This is a genomic window from Streptomyces sp. CG4 (genome assembly GCF_041080655.1).
In the GTDB taxonomy this organism is placed as follows: Bacteria; Actinomycetota; Actinomycetes; order Streptomycetales; family Streptomycetaceae; genus Streptomyces.
The window spans coordinates 2792976-2807469 of record NZ_CP163525.1 but is presented as its reverse complement, the minus strand read 5'-3'; the positions used below and the strand labels follow the sequence as shown (position 1 = coordinate 2807469).

At 73.9% G+C, this 14494-nt stretch carries 8 protein-coding genes; 5 read left to right on the top strand and 3 right to left on the bottom strand.

The window, feature by feature from the left end; translation table 11 throughout:
* Nucleotides 1–34: 34 nt before the first annotated feature.
* The 4 genes from rbfA to AB5L52_RS12625 all read left to right on the top strand — a co-directional run bounded on the left by rbfA (nucleotide 35) and on the right by AB5L52_RS12625 (nucleotide 6716).
* Nucleotides 35–496 (top strand): 30S ribosome-binding factor RbfA, encoded by a 462-nt coding sequence (gene rbfA, locus AB5L52_RS12640; protein WP_351024681.1) that lies wholly within the window; start codon nucleotides 35–37, stop codon nucleotides 494–496.
* Nucleotides 493–1398, top strand: a complete 906-nt coding sequence (truB, locus tag AB5L52_RS12635) for a tRNA pseudouridine(55) synthase TruB (protein ID WP_351024683.1) — start codon at nucleotides 493–495, stop codon at nucleotides 1396–1398. The genes rbfA and truB overlap by 4 nt, the downstream gene beginning before the upstream one ends.
* A gap of 289 nt (nucleotides 1399–1687) precedes the next feature.
* Nucleotides 1688–5512 (top strand): trypsin-like peptidase domain-containing protein, encoded by a 3825-nt coding sequence (locus AB5L52_RS12630; RefSeq protein ID WP_369364043.1) that lies wholly within the window; start codon nucleotides 1688–1690, stop codon nucleotides 5510–5512.
* Between the two features lie 256 nt (nucleotides 5513–5768).
* Nucleotides 5769–6716 carry a bifunctional riboflavin kinase/FAD synthetase gene (locus AB5L52_RS12625; protein ID WP_351024688.1) on the top strand — a complete coding sequence of 316 codons (948 nt, stop codon included), beginning with the start codon at nucleotides 5769–5771 and terminating at the stop codon, nucleotides 6714–6716.
* Between the two features lie 104 nt (nucleotides 6717–6820).
* On the opposite strand, the gene AB5L52_RS12620 is transcribed toward AB5L52_RS12625, so the two are convergent.
* The 3 genes from AB5L52_RS12620 to eccE all read right to left on the bottom strand — a co-directional run bounded on the left by AB5L52_RS12620 (nucleotide 6821) and on the right by eccE (nucleotide 12728).
* Complete coding sequence (locus AB5L52_RS12620) at nucleotides 6821–10228, bottom strand: SCO5717 family growth-regulating ATPase (RefSeq protein ID WP_369364041.1); 3408 nt, start codon at nucleotides 10226–10228, stop codon at nucleotides 6821–6823.
* 335 nt (nucleotides 10229–10563) lie between these two features.
* Nucleotides 10564–11367, bottom strand: coding sequence for a hypothetical protein (locus AB5L52_RS12615; protein ID WP_369368862.1), 804 nt, complete (start codon nucleotides 11365–11367; stop codon nucleotides 10564–10566).
* Nucleotides 11368–11390: 23 nt separating this feature from the next.
* Entirely contained in the window at nucleotides 11391–12728 is a 1338-nt protein-coding gene (gene eccE / locus AB5L52_RS12610) for a type VII secretion protein EccE (RefSeq protein WP_369364039.1), read from the bottom strand.
* A gap of 185 nt (nucleotides 12729–12913) precedes the next feature.
* On the opposite strand from eccE, the gene eccB reads away from it, so the two are divergent.
* A complete protein-coding gene (eccB, locus tag AB5L52_RS12605) occupies nucleotides 12914–14443 on the top strand; it encodes a type VII secretion protein EccB (RefSeq protein WP_369364037.1) in 1530 nt (509 codons plus the stop codon).
* The last annotated feature ends 51 nt before the right edge of the window (nucleotides 14444–14494 follow it).

Below are 14494 nucleotides of genomic sequence, written 5' to 3'. Positions count from 1 at the left end.
AACGCAAGAAGAAGAAAGAACGGGAGACGGACCAGTGGCCGACAACGCGCGGGCGAAAAGGCTGGCGGACCTCATCCGGGAGGTGGTGGCCCAGAAGCTGCAGCGTGGGATCAAGGACCCGCGGCTCGGCTCGCACGTCACCATCACGGACACCCGGGTCACGGGTGACCTGCGGGAGGCGACCGTCTTCTACACGGTCTACGGCGACGACGAGGAGCGGCAGGCCGCCGCGGCGGGCCTGGAGAGCGCCAAGGGCATCCTGCGCTCCGAGGTCGGCCGTGCGGCCGGTGTGAAGTTCACGCCGACGCTCACCTTCGTCGCGGACGCCCTGCCGGACACCGCCCGGACCATCGAGGACCTCCTCGACAAGGCACGGCAGTCCGACGCGAAGGTCCGCGAGGCCTCCGCGGGCGCGGCGTACGCGGGCGGGGCGGACCCGTACCGCAAGCCGGCCGACGACGAGACGACCGAGACGGACGGCGACGCCGCGGAATGACCCAGAAGCACACCACGCCCGACGGCCTCGTCATCGTCGACAAGCCGTCGGGCTTCACTTCGCACGACGTGGTCGCCAAGATGCGCGGGATCGCGAGGACCCGTCGCGTCGGCCACGCCGGCACCCTCGACCCGATGGCGACCGGCGTCCTGGTCCTCGGCGTCGAGCGCGCCACCAAGCTCCTCGGGCACCTCGCCCTCACGGAGAAGGAGTACCTGGGCACCATCCGCCTGGGCCAGAACACGCTCACCGACGACGCCGAGGGCGAGATCACCTCGTCCACCGACGCGTCCAAGGTGACCCGGGACGCCATCGACGCCGGGATCGCCAAGCTGAGCGGCGACATCATGCAGGTGCCGTCCAAGGTCAGCGCCATCAAGATCGACGGCGTACGGTCGTACAAGCGGGCCCGCGAGGGCGAGGACTTCGAGATCCCCGCCCGGCCGGTGACGATCTCCTCCTTCGCGGTGTACGACGTCCGGGACGCGGTCGCCGACGACGGCACCCCGGTCCTCGACCTGGTCGTGTCCGTGGTCTGCTCCTCCGGCACCTACATCCGCGCCCTCGCCCGTGACCTGGGCGCCGACCTGGGCGTCGGCGGCCACCTCACGGCACTGCGCCGGACGCGCGTCGGACCGTACAAGATCGATACGGCGAAGACGCTGGACCAGCTCCAGCAGGAGCTGACCGTGATGCCGATCGCGGAGGCCGCCGCGGCCGCGTTCCCGCGCTGGCAGGTGGACGCCCGGCGCGCCCGGCTGCTGCTGAACGGCGTCCGGCTGGAGATGCCCGACGAGTACGCGGGCGCCGGTCCCGTCGCCGTCTTCGACCCCGAGGGCCGCTTCCTCGCCCTGGTCGAGGAGCAGAAGGGCAAGGCCAAGAGCCTGGCCGTCTTCGGCTGAACCACCCCGCGGAGCCACCCGGCACGGTCCCCGGGCGGGTCGTCCGTGGAGCGGCGGCCGGCCACGGGGTGGGCCCCAGCCGCCGCTCCACGCTCCCCCTCGGTTCCCCCACCTCTAGGGTTATCCACGGGCTCCCGGCTATTCACCCGTCCGGGCAGGCGCTCGGAGTGAACCAGGGGAGCGGAAGGGGGCGCGTTCACCACGCGATCTGGTCCCGCCGATCATCGCGCGCCTACCGTCGAGACAGGGGTCGAGACAGGCACACGGGTACGGGCGGGGAGGTAGGGCCATGGCGGGACGGGGCCCGCGCACCAGGGGCGCTTGCCCGGCGGCGCACGGTACGGGGGAGACGGCGGACGGCGTCCGACGAGCAGATCAGGACCGTACGGGGCCCGGAGGCGCCGCGGAAACCGGCTACACCACGGGCACGGGCCGCTTCACCGGCGCCGGCTGCACCTCAGGCACGGGCGCCACCGGCCACACCACCGGCACAGCCGACGCGACCGGCACAGCCGATGCCACCGACACCGGCTACACCACCGGCACTTGGCACACCACCGGCACCACAGCCGCTCCCCAAGCCCCCCATACGCCACCCCACACACCCCGCACACCCCACGACACTTCCCACCCCCACCCGTCCCTCGTCCAGATCCGCGACCTCGCCGGTCGTCCCCGCGGCGTCGGGTTCCCCGTCGATCACCAGGGCACCCTGCTCACCAGCCACGAGACGGTCGACGGCCTGGCCCGGCTGGTGCTGCAGATCACGGCGGACCACACCTGTGTGGTCGGCGCCGATGCCGTCACCCCGCTGCCCGCGCTCGACCTGGCCCTGGTCCGCACCGAGGGCCTGGGCCTGGAGCCGCTGCCGGTGACCGTGCGCGAGCGGATCGAACCGGGGACGTACGTACGGATCCCGGCGGGCTGCTGGCGGGAGGCGCGGGTGCTGGCCGCCACCGAGGTGACGTACGCCGCCACCGACCGCTTCCACCTCCTCCAGGACGCACTGGAGCTGGCCATCGGCACCGCAGGCCGGGACGCGCTGCGGCCGGGCGGCGGAGCGGCCGGGGGACCGGTGCTCGACGCGGAGACCGGCGCGGTCCTCGGCGTCCTCGGCACCGCCCTGCACTCCACGCAGCGCGACACGGGCTTCGCGGCGCCGCTGCGGCCCGCCGACGGCCCCCTCGCCGAAGTGCTCGCACGCAACGCGGCCACCGTGCCCGCCTACGGCGCCGACCTCAACCTGGCCGGGATCCAGCAGCTGACCGCCACCTCGGTCGGCCAGAACGGCCCGCACGGCTTCCTCGCCGGCGTCGTGGAACCGGTCGAACGCGACGGTGTGGCACGGGAGTTGGCCGCTTTCACGGCCGGCGACCGGACCGTGCTCGGGCTGGTCGGCGCCGCGGGCAGCGGCCGTACGACGGAGCTGGCGGCCCTCGCCGCCCGCCGCGCTCACGACGAACGCCCCGCCCCGACGCTGTGGTTGCGCGGCGCCGACCTGGAGGACGCCGACGATTCCGTGGCCGACGCGGCCCGCCGCACTCTGGAGCGGGCCGCCCGCATCGTCGCCGCCGCCCGTTCCGTCGACCCCGAGGACCTGGGTGACCTCGGCCTCGAACACCTGGCCCGCCTCGCCGCACAGGCCGGGCGTCCGCTGCTGCTCCTCCTCGACGGCCCGGAGGAGATGCCCCCCGTCCTCGCCCACCGCCTGCCCGAGTGGGCCAGGGGTACGGCCGCCTGGCTGCGCACGACCGGGGCACGCCTGGTGGTGGCCTGCCGGGAGGAGTACTGGGAGCGCGCGGGCGCGGAGTTCCCCGCCGACCTGCTGTACTCCCCGGCGACGTCGCCGGCTCCGCCGACACTGCCGGGTCCGTCAGCACCGGCGGCACCGTCGGCTACCGCGGCCCGCGCCACCAAGCCTCCCACCCCCACTCCCATCCCCACCCCCCTCCCGCCCTGCCTCCGCCTCCCCGACCTCACGGCGGACGAGGCCCGCGCGGCCCGTGCCAGGTACGGCATCCCCGACGGGGTTCTCACCGACCGCGACGCACGGCATCCGCTCACCCTCCGGCTGCTGTCCGAGGTGCGGGCCGCCGCCCCGGACGCCCCGGTCGCCGCACCCCTCGACCGGCACGAGGTGTTCGCGGCCCACCTGGACCTGATGTGCCTGCGGATCGCGGTCCGGCTCGCCGCGGAGAGCGGGCTGCGCGGCGCGGCCGTACGCCGGCTCGCCGCGCGCGTGGCCGGGCAGGTGCACGAGGCCGCCCGGCGCAGCCTCGGCCCCGGGCAGGGCGAGCTGGACTGCGCCTCCTTCGAGGCGGTGTTCCCCTGGGGGCCCGCGCCGGCCCGGCTCGGCGGCGGCACGGGGTGGGCGTCCGCCGTACTGACCGAGGGCCTCCTCGTCCCGGCCGGAAGCGGCTACCGCTTCGCGCACGAGGAGCTGGCCGACTGGATCCAGGGCACCCACCTCGACCTCGACGAGGCCCTGCGCGCCCTCGTCCACCGTCCGCGCGCCGAGCGGGAGACCGCCCCGGTGCCCGTCCCGCACCACCGCATCGGCCCCGTCGTCCAGGCCCTGCTGCTGCTCGCCCGGCAGCACGGCACCCATCAACTGGCCGACCGGCTGCGGGACTTGATGGACGCCGTCGACCGGGACCCGCACTCCTGGTGGGCCGCCCGGCTGCTCGCTCGCACCCTGCTCCAGGTCCCGGACACGACGCCGTACACCGACGTGCTGTGGCTGCTCGCCGACCGCATCGTCGCCTGGCGGGGCGCCGGGCGGCCCGTACCGGGCGAGTTCGGTCCCGGCTTCTGGGCCGAGCTGCCGCTCTCCGACACCGAGCGGCTCGATCTGCTGCGCCGGCTCGTGCTGGCCGACCAGGCGCCCGCGGAGGCAGGTGAGCGGACCGGTGAGCGCTACCTCGACGCCGTCGCCCGGCTGCTGGCCGCCGCGCCCGCCGTCGTACAGCCACGGCTGACCCGCTGGTTCGACGACGAACGGCCGCTGCCCGCGACCCCGCACGCCACCGTCGCGACCGCCGCGCAGGCGCTGCTGCACACCCACCGGCACGGCGCGCTGGACGACCTCACCGAGATCCTGGTCGCGACCGCGCACCGGCGGGCCGACGAACTGCTCGCCACCCTCGCCGAGGACGAGCCGTCGGCCGTCTGCCGGGCCGTCGACCGCTGGGCGCACGACGAGCGCCCCGCCCGCCGGGTCGCCGCCGTGACGTACGGCCTGCGCGCGGCCCCGCACGTCCGCTCGGAGGCCGACCGCGAGCTGCTGCGCTACGCGGCCCTCGCCCTGCTCGCCCGCCCCGCCGACTGCACCCTGCACGGCAGCGCCCTCGCCCTGCTGGTCCGCGACCCGCACACCCGTGACCGACACCTCGCCGCGGCGCTGCGCCACTTCGCCGACGGCGACCCGCAGTTCCCGCCGAGCGCCCTGGCCCCGGCCCTGACCACCCACCCCGAACCGGTCCTGGAGGCCTTCCGCGCCCGGCTGAGCGGCCCGGACACCGGGGAAGCGCTGCGCACCCTCACCGACGTCACCACCCCGGCCCTCGCCCGTCGCATCGCGGCGCTGCTCCAGGACGCGGTACGGCTGCGCCCGGCGACCGCCGGACCCATCGCCGCCCATGTCGACCGCCGCCTCGCCCAGGGCCCCACCACCCGGCGCGCCCTGCTGCCCCTGGTCACCGGCCTGCTCGACGACGCTCCGGAACAGCTCCGCGCGGCCCTCGCCACCGTCCTCGCCGCCGCCGGCACCCCCGCCTGCCGTCCGCTCCGCCGCGAGCTGCTGGAACTCCTCCTCGCCGGGGAACGGGCCCCCTCCGTGCTGGACGCCGTCCTGCACGCGGCGGCCGAGCAGTGCGACGGACGGGAGGAGGAGGTCCGCGGCCTCGTCCACCGCACCGGCCTGCTCCTCGTCCGCACCCCCGAGGGCGCCACCCGCTTCGACCGCGGCCTGGTCGACCTCGGCCGCCAGGTCCCCGGCTTCGCCGCGCGCATGGCCCGCTGGCTGGCCGACACCCCGGAGGACTGGGCCGCCGTGGTGGGCCCCGGTACCCGGCGCATGCTCGAGAATCTCGCGGGCGTCCGCGTACCGGCGTGAACGGCGGCCACGGCGCTGCACGACGGCTATGGGGGATGCACGGCGGTTACGGCGATGCACGGCGGTCACGGCGAGGAAGCGGGCGGTGGCCGCGGGGACGGGGCGGCCGGCCTGGTGACGGAGCGGGCGGTAGCCGGGAACGTGCGCCCCGTCACAGCCTCCCTACCGATGCGGGCCCGGGACACCCGGCATGGCACCCTTAGACCTGCGCAAGTCTTAAGCGTCGATATGGACACGGGTTCGAGGAGCGGTCACAGTGCAGCGCTGGCGTGGCTTGGAGGACATCCCCCAGGACTGGGGGCGCAGCGTCGTCACCATCGGTTCCTACGACGGCGTCCACCGCGGCCACCAGCTGATCATCAAGCACGCCGTGGACCGCGCCCGCGAGCTGGGCGTCCCGGCCGTCGTCGTCACCTTCGACCCGCACCCCAGCGAGGTCGTCCGCCCCGGCAGCCACCCACCGCTGCTCGCCCCGCACCACCGCCGCGCCGAGCTGATGGCGGAGCTGGGCGTCGACGCGCTCCTGATCCTCCCCTTCACCACCGAGTTCTCGAAGCTGTCGCCCGCCGAGTTCGTGGTGAAGGTCCTGGTGGACAAGCTGCACGCGAAGGCGGTCGTGGAGGGCCCGAACTTCCGCTTCGGCCACAAGGCAGCCGGCAACGTCGAGTTCCTCGCCGAGCAGGGCAAGGTCTACGACTTCGAGGTCGAGATCATCGACCTGTACGTCACCGGCGAGGCGGGCGGCGGCCTGCCGTTCTCCTCGACCCTGACCCGCCGCCTGGTGGCGGAGGGCGACGTCGCGGGCGCCCGCGAGATCCTGGGCCGCCCGCACCGCGTGGAGGGTGTGGTCGTGCGCGGCGCCCAGCGCGGCCGCGACATGGGCTTCCCGACGGCCAACGTCGAGACCCTCCCGCACACCGCCATCCCCGCCGACGGCGTGTACGCCGGCTATCTGCACGTCGAGGGCGAGGCCATGCCGGCCGCGATCTCCGTCGGCACGAACCCGCAGTTCGACGGCACCGAGCGCACGGTGGAGGCGTACGCCATCGACCGCGTCGGCCTCGACCTGTACGGCCTGCACGTCGCCGTCGACTTCCTCGCGTACGTCCGCGGCCAGGCGAAGTTCGACTCACTGGACGCCCTGCTGGAGCAGATCGCCGCGGATGTGAAGCGATGCCGGGAGATCATCGCCGAGGAGGCGTAGGGCTCTCCCCGTAAACGCCGTAAACGCCGTAAACGCCACACACGAGACGAACGGAAAGGGCGGCCGGTGCGGAACACGCACCGGCCGCCCTTCTGCATGCCGTCCTACGGCTGCTGTCCTTGCGGGGGCTGCGGGTAGCCCTGCTGCGGCGGATACGGCTGACCGGGGGCCTGCTGCGGGTAGGGCTGCTGGCCCGGTGCCTGCGGCGGGTACGGCTGTCCCGGCTGCGCGGGATACGGCTGCTGCGGCGGCCCGGCGTACTGCTCCTGGCCCGGTGCCTGCGGATACGGCTGGCCCGGCATGGGCTGCCCCGGCATCTGCTGGCCCGGCATCGGCGGGGCGGCCACCGGGGGCGGGTTGCCGTCGCTGGTCCACAGCCCGTGCGACTGCTGGTGCCGTACGAAGTCCTCGGCGACCAGCGCGGCGAGGTTGAAGTACGCCTCGCGGGTCCGCGGCCGCATCATGTCGAGGTCGACCTCGGCACCGGCGGCCAGATGCTCGTCGAAGGGCACGACCACGACTCCGCGGGTGCGCGTCTCGAAGTGGGACACGATGTCCTCGACCTTGATCATCTTGCCGGTCTCACGGACCCCGGAGATCACGGTCAGGGACCGGGAGACCAGGTCGGCGTACCCGTGCGCGGACAGCCAGTCCAGCGTCGTACTGGCGCTGCTCGCGCCGTCCACGGACGGCGTGGAGATGATGATGAGCTGGTCGGCGAGGTCGAGCACGCCACGCATGGCGCTGTACAGCAGACCGGTACCCGAGTCGGTGAGGATGACCGGGTACTGCCGGCCGAGCACGTCGATCGCGCGCCGGTAGTCCTCGTCGTTGAACGTGGTCGAGACGGCCGGGTCCACGTCGTTGGCGATGATCTCCAGACCGGAGGGCGCCTGCGAGGTGAACCGCCGGATGTCCATGTAGGAGTTGAGGTACGGGATCGCCTGGACGAGGTCACGGATGGTGGCCCCGGTCTCCCGGCGCACGCGCCGCCCGAGCGTACCGGCGTCCGGGTTCGCGTCGATGGCGAGGATCTTGTCCTGCCGCTCGGTGGCGAGGGTGGACCCGAGCGCGGTGGTCGTGGTCGTCTTCCCCACGCCGCCCTTGAGGCTGATGACCGCGATCCGGTAGCAGGACAGCACCGGCGTGCGGATCAGGTCCAGCTTGCGCTGCCGCTCGGCCTCCTCCTTCTTGCCGCCGATCTTGAACCGCCCGCCGGCGGCCGCGGGCCGGCCGCTCCTCGCCTTCTGCTTCTTGTTGTTGAGCAGCCGGTCCGCGGACAGTTCCACGGCGGCGGTGTAACCGAGCGGCGCGGCACCGGGGTTGGTCGGCTGCCGCTGGTCGTGCTGGAGCGGCTGCGGCCACGCGGCCCCGGTCCGCGGATCGACGGGCGCCTGCTGGCCCTGCGGGGCGTGGGGGCCCTGTGGAGCGTGAGGGGCGTGGGGGCCCTGTGGCGCCTGCCGGCCTTCGGCCGCCGGTGCGCCTTCGGGGCCCTGCGGGGCTTGCGGGGCCTGCGGGCTCTGGGGCGGCTGCGGGAAGCCGTAACCGCCGGGCTGGGCCTGGCCGTTGGGAGTGCCGGGCTGAGGGAAGGCGTAACCGCTTTCCGGGGTGGGGCCGTTGGGGTTGGTCTGCTGCGGGAAGCCGTAGCCGCTGTTGGGCGGGGTGGGGGTGTTGGGGTTGGTCTGCTGCGGTGCCGCGGGCTGCGGCGGTACGGGCGGCTGCGGTGCGGGCGCTTGTGGTACGGGCGGCTGCGGGAAGCCGTAGCCGCTGGTGGGCGGGGTGGGGCCGCCGGGGTGCTGCTGCGCGGGCGGCTGCGGGAATCCGTAACCGCCCGCGGCGGCGGGGCCCGCCGGGTTCGGCTGCGGTGCGGTGGGAACGCCGGGCTGGTTGGGCTGACCGGTCTGGCCGGTCTGGCCGGGCGGGGCCGGCTGGTTCCAGGCGGCGGGCGCGGGCTGCGGGGCCTGCGGCTGGAACGGCGCCTGCTGTCCGGGGACGCCGCCGGGCCCCTGCGCGGCCGTCGGCTGCGGCTGACCGGGCATCGGGCCGGGCTGCTGCGGCGCGGCCGGCTGCCCGGGCCACTGGCTCGCCGGGGCGGGCGCGGCGGGCTGGTAGGAGGGCGGCAGCGGGGGCACCCCGCTCTGCGGCGCGGCGGCCGGCGGCGACCAGGCGGGCCGGGCGTCCTGAGGAGCGGGCGGTACGGCGTCCTGAGGCGTGCCGGTCCGCGCGGCGCCGTTCGGCTGGGCGCCGTCCTCCGGAGTGCCCGGCCGGGGCACGCTGTCCTGGGGGCCGGCCTCGGCGCCGACTGCGTCCGTGGGCTCAGCGGAAGCGGACTCCGAGGCGTCGGACTTGGCATCGCCGGACTCGGCGTCGTCGGACACGGCACTGTCGGCGGCGCCCTCCTCGGCGTCGACCGTGGCGGCTGTGTCGGTCGCGTCCTCGGCCAGGGCCTTGCTCTCGGCCTCGCCCTCGCCGTGGTCCTCACCTTCGTCGGCACCGGAGGCCGCAGGCCCCTCGACGGCAGCGCCATCGCGCCCGGAGCCGTCCTCCGCGACGACCGGGTCGCCGGACTCCTCGTCACCCGACTTCTGGGCGCTCGGCTCCTCGGCAGCCTCGGTGGTGTCGGCCTTCTCGGCCGCCTCGGCCACCTCGGACGGGTCGCCGTCGGCATCGTCGGCACCGGCGGAGCGGTCGGCCGCCTGGTCGGCCGCAGCCGTACCGGAAACCTCGGCGGAGCCCCCGTCCTCCGACGCGGGCTGCTGCGCGGCCGTCTGTGCGCGCTCGGCGATCTCGGCCATCTCGCGCTTCAGGGCCACGGCGGAGAACCGCATGGTGGCCCCGCTCTCCAGGTCCCCGTTGCCCGTCTCCGGCTCGACCGCGGCGGGCGGGGTCACGGCCTCGGGCCGGGGCTGCGGGGCGGGTTCCGGCCGCTGCAGCTCGAAGCCGTCCGGCAACCGTGGCACCGACACGGGGCTACTGGCGGGCGGGGTGGGCGGCACGGGTGCCGTGTAGGGCGCGCCCTGCGCCGGGGGCGGAGGCGGCGGCGTGTACGGAGCCCCCGGCCGGGGCGCGTACGGTGCTCCCTGCGGAGGCGTCTGAGGCGCGTACGGAGCTCCCTGCGGGGGTGCGAACGGAGCGCCCTGCGGCGGTGCGTGCGGGGGTCCCGGCGGCGGCGCGTGTGGAGTTCCCTGTGGCGGGGTGCCGGCGGGGTGGACGGCGGGCGGCTGCGGAGCCGGCCCGGGCGCCGGTGTGTTCGACGGGAACACCGGCCTCGCGGAAGCGCCCTGAGTGCCCGCGTCGCCGGAGCCGTCCGCTCCGGTGGCACGGTCCTCGCCGTCCGATTCCTCTGCCGTGTCTGCGGAGCCGGACGCGCCGGACGCGTTCTGCGTGTACCAGGCGGGTGGGGCGTAGTCGATGGTGAACTCGCCCGTCATCTCGATGGCGGACTCCGCGTCGGGCTGGTCATCGCCGGGTGTGGCCCAGCCCCCGCGCATCCCGTCCCGATCGCTGCTCACAGTTCCTCCTGGTGTGGTCGAGCACCCTCATGCCGTGCCGGGGCGACCATGTCGTGTCGTTCCGAGTCGTCCGTAGTCGTTCGGGGCAGCCCGATCCGGCGGTTCTCCCCCTGGGACACCGACGACCGGTCGACGGGTCGTGCATCGCGCCCGCTCCCAGCCTAATCACCACGAGCCGTACCTCGGCAGGCCCGCCCACCTTCGAGCGCGACCGCGAGCGCACCGAACCGCCCCACCGGCCGCATGACCTGGGCAAGGAAAACAGGGAGCAATCGGCAGACAAGTGACGAACAGAGAAGGAGCATTCGTCGAACAAAACGGGCATATAAGGCAGTTCAGTCCATCCGTCGTGGTGCGCCCAACAATCCGACTTCGAGGTCGGTGGGTTGTGTCAGCACATACTGCCGGTCACGGTCCGTGCACCACAGGGTGACGCCATCGGGCAGGGCCGGAAGCGACTCCACCTCGGTCCGGGTCAGCCCCATGGTGCGCCCCAGCTCGGCGGCCTCGTCCGGGGAGACCCGCTGGATGCCCGCGAGCCGCGCCTGCCGCAGCAGCCGGGGGGCGACCGGGCTGAGATACGGCAGCAGGGTCAGCACCGACTGCCAGGGCCCGGACACCACGCGTCCGCGCGGCGGCCGCATACCGCAGTCCCGCACCACCAGCATGGGTGTACCGGCCGAGGAGCCCTGAGGCGGCACACGCCCGACGTCGTACACGGACAGGCCGTTCTGCCCGCCGCCCATCGCGTGCACCATCTGCATCCACGCCTGGGGCCGACCGGTCTCCACCGCGACCCGGGCGCCCGTGGCCGCCGAGCGCAGCGCCAGCACCTGCGCGGTCCACAGGCCGCCGATCAGCACGACGTCGTACGGCGTCGGCCGATTGATGCCCAGTACGGCCGGCTGCCCCTCGGCATCGATGCCCGCCACCACGCCGTCATCCCCTATGGGCAGCGCGAGCGCGTCCAGTTGCTGCACGGGCAGCCCGTGCCGGCCGTGCCGAGGCCCGATCAGACCCAGTCCGTGCCGAAGCAGCTCGAGCCCCCGCCGTGGACCGGATCCCGCCGACGCGCCCGCATCCCCACCCGGACCTGCACCCGCCCCCGTCCCGAGCCCTGTCCGCGCTGTCTCCGGCATCGCGGACGTCGTCGGCATCGTCGTCACCGCGCACCTCCGAGGGGCAGTGTGGCCAGCATTCCGGGCAGTTGCTCACGGTCGAGGCGGGCGAGCCCGGCCCCGGACTGCCGTGCCGCGGCTTCCAGCGCGCGGCGCGCCGCCACCAGCTCTTCGTCACTGCGCCCGGTCACCCGCAGATGCGCGGACAGCGACACCTCCTGCCGCTCGCCGTGCGCGAGCGTGAGGCTGAACGTGGTCGCCAGGGCCGGTATCGCCGTGACCCGGGCGACGAAGTGCGGCAGCGATTCGCCCCGGCCGCCGCCCAGTGGGGGCCAGCGTCTGACCCAGTACGTCGTATGCCGCCGGTTGTCGCAGCGCCAGCTGCGCCCGGACTCCTCGGTGCGCCGCTCCCGAGTCTCGCTGCGCCCCGCCTCGGCGGTGACCAGGGGGTTGGCGCAGGCCGAGGTGGCAAGTGCCGCGACCAGCTCCTCCTCGTCGAGCACCCGCGCGCGGAACCCGGCGCCGGTCAGCCGGCTCGCCAGATGGTCCGCGGTCCGCGCGACGCACTTCTGCGCGCCGAGCAGCCCGCCGCCGCGCGCGGCCACGGCCTCCGCGCACAGCTCCGGGTCGAGCTTCAGCGCGATCCAGGTGATGCGCACCGCCGGGGCGCCCGTCTGCTCCTGCAGCGGCAGGTAGTTGGCGACGGCGATGGACTGCTGGGGTAGATGCAGCGCGGGCGCCGGCTGGGTGTGCAGCACGATCTGCGCGGATTCCAGCCGGATTCCGTCCACCTCCAGCGCGTCCCGCACCAACGCGACTGGCAACGGCTGTCGGCTCCGCTCGGCCCGCAGCGCCGTCGCGTCCGCCTCCACCTGAAGCACGGCCGTGACGAACGTGCCGTCCCCCACGACGCCGACCGCCCGCTGGTCCCGCCTGCCGTAGGAGTACGTGCGCAGCGCGGGCTCGCACTCCAGAGCGGGAACCAGCGACGGCTCCGTACCTGGCGGTATCGGCATGGCGACGGCACGCCGCTGACGTGCCTTCAGCGCGCGTGCCGTGGACAGCCATTCGGGCAGGGAACGGCCTCTGTGACGCACCACCGCGAGCAGGATGAGAGCCACCGCCACCGGTGCCGCGACGGCCAGGGCCAGCGGCGCGATCACCCACCCGACGATCAGCACGGCCACGGCCAGTTCCAGCAGCACGAGCCGTTGCAGCCGGAAGGAACTGCCTTGACCAGACTGCGTCCGGAAGTGCAACGCGCCTGCGCTGTGTCCTTGGGGCGCCGGCTCGGCCGACCGGTGGAAGGCCCCGGGAGCGGGTGTCGCGGAGCCCAGGCCCCTCGACCTGCCGCGCACGCGGGACCGCGTACCGGAAGCCATCACTGCATCCCCCCGCGTTGCTCACAACTCACTGGTCCAGGCATCACACTTGTGCCTCGCCGAGGCCCCGGTACCGTACCCGCTCCTCCAGCCCCCGCGGACACCATGCATAGTAGGGGGCTGGTCTGACATCGCGACGCGGGACGGGTGCCCGCCGGTGCGACGAGGGGGAGAAGCAGGGGCCGATGGCATCACAGCGGGACGAACTCAACGCCTACACGTTCGCGAAGAGGCGTACTCTTGCGGCCTTTCTCCAGTCCTCGGCGTCGGGGTCCGAGGAAGGGGCACCCAAACCGCTCCGGGCGGTCGTGCCCAGCCTCGTGGCCGGTGCGCTGACGCTGGCCGTGTTCGGCGCCTGGGGCATGTTCCAGCCCACCGCGCCCGCCGGATGGGACACGCCCGGAACCCGGGTGATCGTCGGCAAGCAGTCCACAACGCGGTACGTGGTACTCAAGACCGGCAGGACCACCCGGCTGCACCCGGTCCTGAACCTGGCTTCCGCGCGCCTGCTGATGAACGACGCCGACTACCAGGTCATCCAGGTCAGCGACAAGTTCCTCGACGCCGGCAAGCTGCCGCGTGGCCCGATCCTCGGTATCCCCTATGCGCCCGACCGCCTGCCCTCGGCCGAGGAAGCGGGCAACGCCAAGCGATGGGCCGTGTGCGAACAACCCGGTGGCGAGGGCGAGACCGTCCAGCAGGCCACGTTCGTCATGGCGCAGCGGGACGCCGCGAAGACGGACGGTTCCGGCCGCCTCGGTGCGGGCGACGTGCTCTACGTCAAGACCCGTACGGGCGCGCGCTATCTCGTGGACGCGCACGGAACGTCGTACTCCGTCACCGGAAGCGAGTCGGACGCCCTGACGACCGCCCTGGTCGGCACGCGCACGCCGCAACTCGTCACCAAGGAGTGGCTCGGCACCCTCCACCAGGGCGACCCGATCACGTTCCCGCAATTGCCCGTCGGTGTCGGCTCGCCCGCTCATGTGCCCGGACAGCTGTCGCAGGCGGAGAACAGGGTCGGCATGGTCCTGAAGACCCAGACGGGCGACGGCATCAAGTATTACGTCGTCCTGCCGGGCAAGGTGCGGCCGGTCAGCGAGTTCACGGCCTGGTTGCTCATCTCCTCGCCCCAGACCGCCTCGCTGAACATGAACGGCGAGGCTCGCACCGTCGGTCTGCAGGACTTCACCGCCGATCCGCAGCCCTTCGCCGGGCAGGCCGCCGGCTGGCCCGAGCAGCGGGCGCGGCAAGTCAACTCTCCTTCCCCCGCCTCCGATCACGACACCGTGTGCAGTGTCCTGCGCGACGTCGGCGTCAACTCTGGCAGCACCACCACACTCAGCACCTGGGTGGGCAAGGACTACCCGGCCGACATCACCGCAGATGGCACGGGAACCTACGTGACCCCCGGAACCGGTCTGCTCTACACCCAGATCCAGGGCAACGAGACCGGCGCCGGAGCGCTCTTCCTGGTCACGGACACCGGGCTGCGGTACGCCGTCCAGACCAACGGGGACAGTGACAGCCACAAGTCGGACATCGGTGCGGACGGCAAGAAGACCTCCGACGGCACTCCCGAGCCCAGCGAGGCCCAGGTCAAGCTCGGGTACCAGAACGTGCGTCCCGCCAAGGTGCCTGCGGCCTGGTCGGAATTCCTCGCCAAGGGGCCCCGTCTCGACACCAACGGCGCCCGTCAGCCGCAGGGTTCATGACGCGCCCTCTCCCCGACGTGACTGACGGACATGTGAACAGGAGCGCCGCAC